General features: G+C 36.1%; 9 protein-coding genes, 1 tRNA gene and 1 riboswitch. Of the genes, 4 read left to right on the top strand and 6 right to left on the bottom strand.

Annotated features, from left to right (window positions below; translation table 11 throughout):
* Nucleotides 1-213: 213 nt before the first annotated feature.
* A complete protein-coding gene (locus GX311_02550) occupies nucleotides 214-1,296 on the top strand; it encodes an ATP-dependent 6-phosphofructokinase (GenBank protein ID NLK15254.1) in 1,083 nt (360 codons plus the stop codon).
* A gap of 47 nt (nucleotides 1,297-1,343) precedes the next feature.
* Here GX311_02550 and GX311_02545 read toward each other — a convergent pair whose 3' ends face one another.
* From GX311_02545 to GX311_02530, 4 genes are all read right to left on the bottom strand, one after another.
* Nucleotides 1,344-2,087, bottom strand: a complete 744-nt coding sequence (locus GX311_02545; GenBank protein NLK15253.1) for an NTP transferase domain-containing protein — start codon at nucleotides 2,085-2,087, stop codon at nucleotides 1,344-1,346.
* Entirely contained in the window at nucleotides 2,060-3,481 is a 1,422-nt protein-coding gene (locus GX311_02540; protein ID NLK15252.1) for a phosphotransferase, read from the bottom strand. The genes GX311_02545 and GX311_02540 overlap by 28 nt, the downstream gene beginning before the upstream one ends.
* 14 nt (nucleotides 3,482-3,495) lie before the next feature.
* Nucleotides 3,496-5,448, bottom strand: coding sequence for a tetratricopeptide repeat protein (locus GX311_02535; protein ID NLK15251.1), 1,953 nt, complete (start codon nucleotides 5,446-5,448; stop codon nucleotides 3,496-3,498).
* Between the two features lie 151 nt (nucleotides 5,449-5,599).
* Nucleotides 5,600-5,683 (bottom strand) — tRNA-Leu (locus tag GX311_02530).
* 119 nt (nucleotides 5,684-5,802) lie between these two features.
* A riboswitch (cobalamin riboswitch) is annotated at nucleotides 5,803-6,006 on the top strand.
* Nucleotides 6,007-6,130: 124 nt separating this feature from the next.
* Between GX311_02530 and GX311_02525 the strand changes: the two genes are divergently transcribed.
* From GX311_02525 to gdhA, 3 genes are all read left to right on the top strand, one after another.
* Entirely contained in the window at nucleotides 6,131-7,990 is a 1,860-nt protein-coding gene (locus GX311_02525) for a TonB-dependent receptor (GenBank protein NLK15250.1), read from the top strand.
* Between the two features lie 12 nt (nucleotides 7,991-8,002).
* Complete coding sequence (locus tag GX311_02520; protein NLK15249.1) at nucleotides 8,003-9,040, top strand: hypothetical protein; 1,038 nt, start codon at nucleotides 8,003-8,005, stop codon at nucleotides 9,038-9,040.
* Between the two features lie 503 nt (nucleotides 9,041-9,543).
* Nucleotides 9,544-10,884: an NADP-specific glutamate dehydrogenase gene (gdhA, locus tag GX311_02515; GenBank protein ID NLK15248.1), complete on the top strand. Its 1,341-nt coding sequence runs from the start codon at nucleotides 9,544-9,546 to the stop codon at nucleotides 10,882-10,884.
* Between the two features lie 82 nt (nucleotides 10,885-10,966).
* On the opposite strand, the gene GX311_02510 is transcribed toward gdhA, so the two are convergent.
* Both GX311_02510 and GX311_02505 read right to left on the bottom strand, forming a co-directional pair.
* On the bottom strand, nucleotides 10,967-11,875 hold the full coding sequence (locus tag GX311_02510) for a MerR family transcriptional regulator (protein NLK15247.1): 909 nt from the start codon (nucleotides 11,873-11,875) through the stop codon (nucleotides 10,967-10,969).
* Nucleotides 11,875-12,381, bottom strand: coding sequence for a metallophosphoesterase family protein (locus GX311_02505; GenBank protein NLK15246.1), 507 nt, complete (start codon nucleotides 12,379-12,381; stop codon nucleotides 11,875-11,877). The genes GX311_02510 and GX311_02505 overlap by 1 nt, the downstream gene beginning before the upstream one ends.
* Nucleotides 12,382-12,500 lie beyond the last annotated feature (119 nt).

Raw genomic sequence — 12,500 nt, 5'->3', positions numbered from 1 at the left:
GCTAAAGTTCATTATATTTTAGAGTGCTTTATAATTTATGACTTGTATATTGTTTTGTGTTTACAATTTCATATATTTGCTTATAATATTGTTAGTTGTAAGTTGCACTATAAATCTATGTAACATATTGTTAATCACTTGTATGAGTAGTTCGAAAGTGCAAGTTGTCTATTAAGTCACAAATCGATAAATTACAAACATATGAAAAGAGCATTGGTGTTAACAGGAGGTGGAGATTGTCCTGGTTTGAACGCAGTTATTCGTGCTATAGTAAAACGTGCTGCACAAGAGCGTGATTGGGAAATAATAGGTTCAATACAAGCCTTTAATGGAGTTTTGTGGGAACCCACCGAAATAAAAATTCTTACTGAAGAGAATGTTGCAGGTATTCATATTCAAGGAGGGACAATCATCGAAACTACTAATAAAGGAGGTCCTTTTGCGTGGCCTATTAAAAATAAAGATGGCACAACCTCAACAGTCGATCGTAGTGATGAGTTAATTAGGAAGCTTCAGTTTCTTGGTGTTGATGCAGTTATCAATATCGGAGGAGACGGTTCACAGCGTATATCTCAAGCTCTATATGAAAAGGGTCTTAATATTATCGGGGTACCCAAAACTATTGACAACGACCTTTCGGCTACTGATGCTACTTTCGGTTTCCAAACTGCAGTACAAATTGCAACCGAAGCTGTAGATAAGCTTGTTACAACAGCTGCCAGTCACAATAGGGTTTTTATAGTTGAAGTAATGGGACGTGATGCTGGCTGGATAGCTCTACATGCAGCAGTGGCTGGTGGTGCCGATTTGTGTTTAATTCCAGAGATACCTTATGATATAAATATTGTAACTGAAAAAATTAACAGCAGATTTAGGCGCGATAGAGGATTTGCAATAGTCGTAATTGCAGAAGGTGCTATGGCCAAAGAAGGGCATGCTACCATTCAGGAAGATGGTGTAACAGGATTTAAAAATGCAAGATATGGAGGAGTAGCGGTAGCTTTACGGCATCAATTGATTAGTGCAGGATGTAATCACGATATAAGAGAGACTGTTTTGGGTCACTTGCAACGTGGGGGCATACCCATTGCCTACGATAGAGTTTTGGCTACTCAGTATGGTGTTAAAGCTTTTGAAATGGTTTTGGAAGAAAAGTATGGACATATGGTTGCATACAGACATCCCGATATTATTTCAGTTCCGTTGACTGAAGCGATTTCAACATATAATACTGTACAAAAATATCATTATCTTGTCAACGCTGCAAAAGGAGTTGGAATATCCTTTGGTGTGTAGTAGAGACGGAGCATGCTCCGTCTCTACTAAATGCAAGGTGTTTTAGATTACAGATTACTAAACCTTTCTGCTTCCTGTATCTTGCTTTCAGTACCAAGGTCAAACCATCCAATTTGTGAATGTTCATATGCGATAACAGGTTTTTTGTGGCAAATATCTAACCAGGAGTCTATTATGCTAAATTTTCCTGTTCTTTGCTCAATTTCGAAATAATCTGTTGAAACCCATTGAACACCGCTATATGCAAGAAGCTTATTGTTTTTAGTGTAGTTTTCCGCCTTTCGTAATTCTCCTGTTTCAGTATTTGTCCAGCCACAAAGCTCATTTTCAGAGTTAAAAATTAATTTGCGTTTCGATTTGCGTTGACTAACCGCAAGTGTCATCAATGCTTTTCGATTAGTGTGCTGTACAAGCATTTCACATGGATTAAATGGCAAAATAATGTCAACATTATGGACTAAAAAAGGATCATCGTTCCGCAAAAACTCTTTCGCTTTTATTAATGCTCCACCCGTGTCAAGCAACATTTTTTCTTCGTCGCTAAAACTTATTTTAAGATTTGGAAAGTTATTTGATAAGTGGCGTTCCAGCATTTTTCCGTGATGGTGCAGGTTTACCACAAAATTTGAAAAACCATAACTCAACATTTTGTTTATCAAAAGATAAATCATGGGGGTCTTGTTCACTTCCACCAAGGCTTTTGGTCTGTTTTTAGTCAATTGGCCCAAGCGGCTACCAATGCCTGCAGCGAGAATGAAAAGCGTTAGATTTTCGGAATATCTCTGTGCCATAAGTGAACGTCAAACCCATTAAATTCGAGGCGTTTAGCAACTTCTTCTGCACAATATACAGAGCGATGTTGTCCCCCTGTACAGCCAAAAGCAGCAAAAAGGTATAGGTAGCCTTGACTTTCGTAAAGCGTAGCATGCCTTTCAATAATTTGATAAGCAGCTTTTATAAAATTCTCAACTTCGTCATAAAGTCTCATATAGTCAATCACTTTTTTGTCTTTCCCTGTCAGATGTTTGTAGCCATCAATCCTTCCGGGATTTTGCAACCCACGGCAATCAAAAACGTATCCGCCACCATGTCCTGATAAATCAATTGGATAGCTACCGTTAGCATATGAAAAGCTGCAAATATTTACCGTAAGACCTGTAGTTTTAATTTTATGTTGTTGATGCTCTTGTTGCTTGTTTATGAAGTATATACAACTATTTAATTCAGGATATTTTTTGCCTAAATCGGTATTTTCCCAATGTTTAACTAACTGTTTTATGCCCGAAGGGAGACTTTTTATAAAATGAGACCTGCGTTCGATTAAACCTCTGAAGCCGTAGGCACCAAGAACTTGTAGAAGTCTTAATAGGATGACTTCGTCTACATCGCGATAAAAGTACTCTTGACTTTTTGGCAGTGTCTTTTGCAGTTCAATGATGTACGATTTAATTAAACTCTCTTTATCTTGTTCTGACAATTCGGCTAACGCTTGCCAAAGAATACTTACCACGTCATATTGCAAAGGACCGTGACGACCTCCCTGAAAATCAATAAATACAGGTTTTCCATTGTCAATCATAATATTTCTTGACTGAAAATCGCGGTACATAAATCCTCGCATTGGTATAGAAGCAATTTTTGATGATAGCTTTTCAAAATCATCTTCCAAAGCGATTTCGTTAAATGGAACAGACCTTACTTTAAGAAAGTTATACTTAAAATAATTCAAATCCCACATTATGGAACGTCTGTCGAACTCTTTAGGAACATTACAATATTCAAAGATATTGGGTTCTTTAATAAATGATGTTTGAAAATGTGCTAAGTATTTGATAGATTGTTCAAAATATTCGTAAACAGACTTTTCTAAATTACCGGCTTCATCTTTTTTTATTAAGTCAAACAAAGTGTTTTTTCCATTGTCGGAACACAAATAGTATTGTTTACTTTTATCAATTCCAAATATGACCGGTACAGGTAAACTTTGTTTTTGAAATACACCTTGTAGTTTAATAAAAGCCTCGTTTTCTGGAACATTAGGGTTAAATACACCTAATATTGTTTTGTCGTTTTTTAAAAACAACCTAAAATATTGCCTTTCGGAGCCACCTTGTGGCATTTTTTCAACTTTTTCTAACTCCTCACTGAGGTGTTCTTTGCAAAGATTATAAAATACTTTATACATTATCTGTAATACTTTTATTGCACTAATTTAACAGGTTTTATTGAAGAATCCAATTCTGATGCTTTGTTAAAAGCTTTTTGAGCCTCTTCGTATTTTTTCAAATTATAGAGCGTAATAGCCAAATTATAAAATAGTTGACCATCATTAGGAAAACGTTTGACCGCATCGGAAAGCAATGCTTCCGATTTTGTATAATCGCCTTGCATTCCATACGTTATCCCAAGATCGCGTATAGCATTTTTATTATTGGGGTTTGATTTTACTGCCTTTTCTAAAAATAGGGTTCCTTGTGTATAATCACTCTTATTTTTAGAGTATAGAAGTCCCAAATTATAAGTAATTTCAAATCGGCTAGAATCAATACTATATAGTTTAGTGTACGTGTCAATTCTACTGTCAATATCAGAAATACTTTCAACTACAATAAGTGCATTTTTCCATGCGTGCGCGTGGCTTGGCGACTTTTTAAAAATATCAAAATACCAACGCATAGCCGAATCGGGCGATTGCAGTTGGAATACCACATTCCCTTTTAAAAGTCTGGCATCGTTGTAGTTAGGATGAATTTCTAATGCTTTGCTCAGATATTTATCGGCTTCAACTAAAATATCGTGCTGTTTTTCTTTATCTTTCTCTTTTTGAGCCTTTTCAAAAAGCATTCCCCCCATAGTTGTATTGCTTTTTGCTGAGTTAGATGATGTCTTCACATCGGTTGAGAATAGAGTGGCATCGTCGTACCAAACTTTGTTACGAGAATATACTTTAAATGATGTGAGCGCAGTAATTAATATCAAACCTGATATTGCAATTTTTTTGTTTTTCTGTAGTAACCAACTCAAAAACCAAGCCAATCCAAATGCAAAACTAATGGAAGGTATAAACATAAAACGTTCGTTCATAAAGGTTCCTACTGTAAATAGTAGGTTTGACATTAACACGAAAGTTGCAAGAAAGAAAATTATCCAAAACGAAGCGTAATAACGTCTCTTCAATCCATATAAAGCTATGAAAATCATAACTATAAAAATCAATAGCGATAAAATCGCAATTAGTGATGTTGGTTCAACCAACCGGACGTGGTACGGATAATAGTCGAATGTCAGCGGATGCGGCATAAATAGCAGTTTCAGATACCAAACAAATGTAAATAGTATTGTTGCATATTTTTGACCCACAGAAGCGTCAGCAAAAGGATTGTTCATCAACTCATCGCCTGGGTCGAATGAGAACGAGCCTAAAACATTTTGTCTTATGATAACAAAAGCAAGTGCACCTATAAATAAAGGAACTACAGCGATTATTGATTTACGTAGTTTGGCGTGATTGAAAAACCAAAGCGAGAAAGGTATTACGAATACAAATGCTACAGCATGTTCTTTGCTCATGCTCCCTAAGAAGATATATAAAGAGGCTAAAATCAGATGTTTAGTTTTATCGGTTTTAATCCATTTGAAAACTGATAGCCACGCTAACAGCGCAAACAGCAGTGTCATAAGCTCATCTCGCCCTTTGATATTTGCTACCGCCTCCGTGTGGATTGGATGTATTGCAAACAGAAATGCTGTAAGCCATGCAATCTTAAGCCATTGATTGTTTGCGTTTGGAATCAATTCACGAAGCACCAACAGAAGTAATACGACAATTATTGCATATATAACAATATTGATAAAATGACCAACCACTGGGTTAAGTCCAAAAAACTGATATTCAATGGCAAATGTAATAAGTGATAGTGGCCTGTATCTTCCACCTGCAACCAAATCTTGTTGTGAACCGAAAAAACCTTGAAAAGTATCGTTTTTAAGTATGTCGGGAATGCCACTCAATCCCTTTTCTACATGTTGATTTTTTGTAATTACAATGGCATCATCAAGTGCATACTGGTTTCTTAGCGTATTGAAATTGAGCAATACAACTATTATGACCAACGTCCATTTTTGCAATTTCAGATTTTCAAAAAATCGCACGTTTCTTTACTTTTGAGTTTCGGTTGCAATTTACTTACTTTTTAGATATTTGCACAATGTAAACTTTATTTTATAGGACTGTTTTATCTGTGGTGTTAAATAAATAAACCTCTTGTGAAACAACGATTTCACAAGAGGTTTTCAATATTTGTGCCCAGAACAAGACTCGAACTTGCACATCCTTACGGACACTACCCCCTCAAAGTAGCGTGTCTACCAATTCCACCATCTGGGCTTAGACATGTTTTTAAGGACTGCAAATTTATATATTTTGTTTTATTTCTGCAAATAGGAGATTCAACTGACAAATACAAATATTTTTACGTAAACAATGTTCTTATTGTAAAAAAATATTAACTTTGTCGGACTACAGGTGAGACGTTTTCCTTATTCGGAAAACACTCTTAAAAGGGAATCGGGTGCAAATCCCGGACAGTTCCCGCTGCTGTAAGCTCTTTTTTAGATTTCGGAAACTCTCCGCCACTGTTTTTTAACGAAATGGGAAGGCATCCGAAATTAGAGTAAGTCAGAAGACCTGCCTGTTGAAAACATAGTTGTAGCTTTCGGGATAAAAGCGTAAAATGGGTCAGAGGTCTCTGCATAATACAGAAAAACAATTTCCCAAAACGCATTTCGTTGGTTACAAATGTTTTAAGAGTTTAATTTTAAACCATTTGTAATAGTGAGATTTTTTAAATACTGTTTATTTTTTGTAGCAACTTTTTCGCAAATAGTTGTACAGGCGCAAGATTTTATCGACACACTATTGTTAAATGAGATAGTTGTTGTTGAAAAAGTCAATTATGCAAAAGTACCGGGACAATCGTCACAAAATCTCACTGCAATAAAAGGCAAAAGTAGCTATGTTTTGAATTTGGGCGAAGCATTGGAGCAAAATACCTCTGTAAACATAAGGTCTTATGGATTGTCGGGAATTTCGACGGTTTCAGTGAGAGGAGCAGGAGCATCACATACGGGGGTAGTGTGGAATGGTATTAATATACAGAATATTCAGACCGGACAATTTAATTTTGCCTCGTTACCAATCGCATCTGCCGACAAAATAATGCTTGTAAAAGGCGGAACAGGTGCACAGGTTGGCAGTGGAAGTATTGGTGGAACAGTGTTTATAGACAATCATTTGTCCCTTGATGATGAAATAAAAGCCGAGCTGACGTTAACGGCAGGGATGTTAAAACAGTATGGGCAATATTTATCGATAGAAAAGTCGAGTAAAAGGTTTGCTACAAGATTACTATTATCAAACTCAACCGCTGAAAATGACTTTACCTATATAAATACTTCGAGATTTGGTAGTCCGGTTGATACAAACACGAACGGTGCCTTTTCAAAGTTATCAGCGCTTAGTAGTTCAAAGCTTTTATTAGGCAAAAAAAGTGCAATCAACTTGCATTTATGGTTTACAAAGCAGCACACCGAAGACGCGGGTACAATGCTTATCCCACCAAAGGGACATTATACAAATGATGACAACATACGTTCAGTGCTACACTGGGAGTGGTGTAACAATAATCTTTCCATCGATTTTCGTTCGGCATATCTTTATGGATATATGAAATATGCAGGCGATATAGTTTCTAACCACTTCACAAACAATCAATTAAACGAAATTTCTATTGGGCAAGATAACACATTAATTGAATGGAAAGCCACTATAAATCAGTCATTAGAATGGATGACAAGTACCGATTTGCAAAAAAATCCTAAAAGAAACAGATATTCCATGTACGGTATTGCTAAATATCTATGGAAACGGCTTGAGGCAGCTTTGATTGTTAGACAAGAGGTTGTTAATAATAAATTTATTCCTTTTACTCCTGCAATTGGTGTTGATTTCTCGGCAAGTGAAAAAATAACTATTTCGTCTTTTGTTTCAAGGAGTTATAGGTTGCCAGCTTTTAATGATTTGTACTGGACAGGCTGGGGGAATCGAGATCTAGTTCCCGAAGATGCCATAAACAAAGAAGTTTCAGTAAAATATTCAAACAACGTTGGAAAGTCGCGTTACTTTGCTCAATTAACGGCATTTCATAATGACATTAGTGATATGATTGTATGGCTACCATACGGCTCTATTTGGAAGCCGGAAAACCAGGACAGTGTTGTAAGCTTCGGAATAGAGGCAGAGACAGATTATCTGTTTTGGAAAAGTGAAAAATTTAATTGTGGAGTACAGTTGCATTACACTTGGGTTAAAAGCTTTAGCGATGGATACGAAATGATATATGTCCCAAATCACAAGGGGGCAATAGGGTTACACGTTGATTATCGGGGTTATTATTTAAACTATAATCACAGCTTAACATCATTCAGATACACCAACAAACAAAATACAAAATGGCTTGATGGTTTCAATGTAGCTAATTTAAGTTGCGGCAAATCATTTGATTACAAAAGGTATCAATTTAAAATATCTGGTGTGGTTAGAAACTTATATAACTCAGAATATCAAGTGATAAGACATTATCCTACGCCACCTCGCACTTTCGAAATTTCATTAACAATCAGATATAAACATTAAAACTAAAACAAAATGAAAACAACAAAAAAATTAACATCATTATCGAGAATTGCTACAATATTTTTGTTAGCAGTTGTTGCAGTTTCTTGTAAACCAGAAAAAAAAGAGGAAATTGGCAACTATGAAAAAGGTATTTTTATCTTAAATGAAGGACTGTTTCAACACGGTACGTCTGAGGTTACATATTATAACCCAAGCACTAAGCAGGCACAGCAAGATATTTTTAGTGCTGTAAACAGTCGTGCGTTAGGAGACGTCGGGCAAAGTATTGAATTTTACGATAACAAATACTATATCGTTGTAAATAATAGCGATAAAATAGAGGTTGTTGATATGAATTTTAAAAGCGTTGCAGTTTTTGAAGGTGTTGCTAAACCACGTTTTTTAAAATTTAATGCAGGAAAATGCTATGTAACAAGTTGGGGTAATGAAGGGGTCCTGGTATTATCGCCATCAAATGGAGCAGTTTTGGAAAGGATTTCTGTTGGTAGAGGAGCAGAAGGAATGCAACTTATAGGTACCAAACTGTATGTTGCAAATTCAGGAGGTTATGAAGTAGACTCGACAGTATCAGTTGTTAATATTGCTAACAGTCAAGTAGAAACAATAAATGTTGGATACAATCCAGGTAGCTTTGCCGTTGATAATAACGATAACTTATGGGTGCTTTTGCAAGGAAAATATAATGCAGATTGGTCAGTTTCAGGTGCAGGTTTGGCAAAAATTAACCCCTCTACAAACGAGGTTATGTCTAAAATTGATTTTGAATCAGGCATGGCTAGTTCTCTCTGTTCAAACGGAGACAACCTATATTATTTGTTTAATGGTGGCATTAACAAAGCTAGCATTAACGACACACAAGCTCCAGCAGAGCATTTTGTAAGTGGATATTTTTACAAACTTTTCTACAAATCAGGTAAACTATACGCCACTGATGCAGGTGACTGGTCATCTGATGGTAAAGTGTGTGTTTTTGATGCTAATACAGGCACGGCTTTAGATACAATTCCTGCAGGAATAGGACCAACTTATGTTTTATTTCGCGACTAATAAGCTTTAAAACAAACTTTAAAAAAGAGACCCTTTACTGTTCTGACATCAAAAATTGGGTAAGCTTTTCGGGGGCTGTTCAAAAAAAGATTTACTCTTTTGTGACAGCTCTCGTTTTTTTTGTAATGTGTTATTTCTCCTGTTGTTAGCGCGACGTGTTTTAGTTGATGTTGTCCTAAAAAACTTCATATTTATTATAGTTTGCTTTTCTTACCTTTAATTCGTATATTCGTGACTGTTTTTAAAAAAGTTGGTTATTTAAGCAATTGGGACGCAGTTTTATAAATTATGTTTATTGGAAATATTGACAAATCATCATAGAAACAATGTGTTGCAATAAATTAAAATAAATATTTCTTATAGTCTGTTTTATAAAGCCACAGTAATTTACTTTTTTGCAAGCGATTTAGTTGTAAAATCGAGAATAATCACTTTATTTTGTATTGAAAAACAATTAGAATTAATATTTTTTTAATAACCATTAACTTATAAACAAACATATTATGGATCTAAAGAAATTTATGGCTGACTTAGAAGCCAGACACCCAGGTGAGAAGGAGTATTTGCAAGCTGTGCATGAAGTAGTAGAATCAGTTCAAGAGGTTTATGAAAAACATCCTGAGTTTGCTGCAAATGGCATTTTGGAACGTATTGTTGAACCCGACAGAGTCTTTACTTTCCGCGTTGCATGGGTTGACGATAAAGGTAAAGTTCAAACAAACTTGGGTTACAGAGTTCAATTTAACGGTGCAATTGGACCATACAAAGGTGGAATCAGATTTCACAAGGCTGTAAACCTTTCAATGTTGAAGTTCTTGGGCTTCGAACAAACATTTAAAAATGCTTTGACTACGCTTCCTATGGGCGGTGGTAAAGGTGGTTCCGATTTTGACCCTGTTGGAAAATCAAACGGCGAAATCATGCGTTTTTGCCAAGCTTTCATGTGGGAATTGTGGCGTTGCTTAGGCAAAGACACTGACGTTCCTGCAGGAGACGTTGGCGTTGGAGCACGCGAAGTTGGTTACATGTATGGTATGTACACAAAACTTGCTCGCGAATATAACGTAGGAGTTTTCACAGGTAAAGGTATCAACTGGGGAGGTTCAAAAATTCGTCCAGAAGCAACAGGTTACGGTGCTCTATATTTTGTTGAGCATATGTTGAGCAAAGCTGGTAAAAGCTTAAAAGGTAAAACTGTTGTTTGCTCAGGCTTTGGAAACGTTGCTTGGGGTGCTACACAAAAAGCAAAAGAACTTGGCGCAAAAGTTATCGGTATATCTGGACCAGACGGCGTTTGCCACATTCCTGATGGTATGACAGACGAAATGAACGCCTATATGTTGGAGCTAAGAGCATCGAACAACAACGTTGTTGCACCAATGGCAACTAAATTTAAAGGTGTTACTTTCACTCCAGGTAAAAAAGCATGGAGCTTGAAATGCGATATCGCTCTTCCTTGCGCATTCCAAAATGAGTTAGATGGTAATGATGCAAAAGAGTTGCTCAAAAACGGAGTTACTTTAGTTGCAGAGGTATCGAACATGGGTTGTACACCAGAGGCAATTCACGAATTCCAAAAAGCAAAAATTTTATTTGCACCGGGTAAAGCTGTTAACGCAGGTGGAGTTGCAACTTCAGGTCTAGAGATGACTCAAAATGCTATGCACCTGTCATGGAGCGAGAAAGAGGTTGATGACAGACTTCACGAAATTATGCAAAGCATTCACGAAGCATGTGTTACTCACGGAACAGAAAAAGGTGGTTATGTAAACTACGTAAAAGGTGCTAACATTGCTGGCTTTATGAAAGTTGCTCGCGCAATGGTTGAACAAGGTGTTGTTTAATATTTAGTTATACTTCAAAAAATGCCGTTAGTGAAAACTAACGGCATTTTTTTATTATAGAATGTAGTGGTTGAGAAATATTCTAATAAGGCGTAATTTTAAATTCTTTCAATCTCTTTTTTAGCATAATTGAGTCGTGAATTTGTATAACATTTTTTGGTAAATTGTTGTCTGTTGTTTGTATGTCACAGCCACTTGCCAATATCTTTAGGTTTGGAAAATCGGAGGAGAGCCTTTTTAGGTAGTTCCCAGTATGTTTTTTATCCTGTTGAGATATAAAGTTAGTGACAAAAAAATCACATTTTGTCCGTTCAATAATTTCGCACAGATTAGAGTATGGGACAGCCTGTCCAACATATACAGTATTGTATCCTAAGCGTTTAGCGATATAGTTGCCAATTAATAACGACAGTTCGTGGTACTCTTTTTCGTTTAAAGCAAAAACTATTGTTTGTGCATTTTCGTTGGGCGATACCAAAATTTTATCGTAAGCAGCATAGATTTTCTGTTTTAAAATTGTGGAAACAAAATATTTACACAAAGGACTTATGGTGCCTGTTTGCCACAACACCCCTAACTGCTGTAAAAACGGACAAACAACTTCTATAATAGTCTCCTCGAAACCATTTTTTACGATAAGTTTATTTAAAGTATGGTTAAACTCAGCTTCGTCCAAGTTTATCATTGCTTTTACTAACTGGTTTATTTGCAGTGACTTATCGCCACATTCTGCATTAAGTTTATTCACTTCTTTGCACAGTTCCGAATCAGAAAGCGTTGCTAATTTTGAAATCTTTTGTCCATTTTTGTTGAGCAACGATATGTTTAACAGACGTTTCAGTTGCTCCTCGTTGTAGTGGCGAATATTTGTGTCGGTGCGTTCAGGAGTAACAACGTTATATCGCTTTTCCCACATCCTTATGGTGTGGGCTTTTATGCCAGTTAGCTGCTCGAGATCTTTTATAGAGTAAATAGCCATTTTTCTAAACATCAACCGTGTTTACTAAACTCTATAACCTCTAAATCGCTTATTTGTTCATTTGATATTGAAAATTTTACCACAGTTGAAATTTCGTGGAAGCCTTGTCTGCCAGCTGCACCAGGATTGATGTGTAATAGTCCTAACGTTTTGTCGTTCATCACTTTGCATATATGAGAATGACCACATATAAACAGTTTTGGCTTCACTTCATACAATCTTTGTTTGATATTCGGGGAATAGTGTCCGGGATATCCACCAATATGTGTCATCAGCACTTTTACGTTATGTTCTTTAAACTCTAATATTTCCGGAAAAGTTCTGCGAACATCAAAATCATCAACATTGCCATAAACCGCTTTAACAGGGGCAATCTCCTCTAACTCCTCGATAACCTCTAAACTACCAATATCTCCTGCATGCCAAATTTGGTCAACATTGGCAAAATGTTTTATGATTTTGGGATTCAACCAACCGTGGGTGTCTGATAATAAACCTATTCGGAGAGCTTTAGTCATGTCGAATTACTAATAATATAGATACAAAAATAACCATAAGTTTTATTTTTTGTATCATACTGTGAAGCAAATTGAATTTGCAATAACACAAATATTTCAGTTAAAATTTTGTTTCTTTG

Source organism: Bacteroidales bacterium, from assembly GCA_012519055.1.
In the GTDB taxonomy this organism is placed as follows: domain Bacteria; phylum Bacteroidota; class Bacteroidia; order Bacteroidales; family Salinivirgaceae; genus JAAYQU01.
The sequence above is the reverse complement of the archived record's forward strand: the minus strand, read 5'-3'. Positions and strand labels throughout refer to the sequence as shown.

What these genes read in the sequence shown, in the direction of transcription:
- GX311_02545 (NLK15253.1), bottom strand. Translation starts at nt 2,087, where the DNA reads ATGGCACAGAGATATTCCGAAAATCTAACGCTTTTCATTCTCGCTGCA.
- GX311_02540 (NLK15252.1), bottom strand. Translation starts at nt 3,481, where the DNA reads ATGTATAAAGTATTTTATAATCTTTGCAAAGAACACCTCAGTGAGGAG.
- GX311_02520 (NLK15249.1), top strand. Translation starts at nt 8,003, where the DNA reads ATGAAAACAACAAAAAAATTAACATCATTATCGAGAATTGCTACAATA.
- gdhA (NLK15248.1), top strand. Translation starts at nt 9,544, where the DNA reads ATGGATCTAAAGAAATTTATGGCTGACTTAGAAGCCAGACACCCAGGT.
- GX311_02510 (NLK15247.1), bottom strand. Translation starts at nt 11,875, where the DNA reads ATGTTTAGAAAAATGGCTATTTACTCTATAAAAGATCTCGAGCAGCTA.
- GX311_02505 (NLK15246.1), bottom strand. Translation starts at nt 12,381, where the DNA reads ATGACTAAAGCTCTCCGAATAGGTTTATTATCAGACACCCACGGTTGG.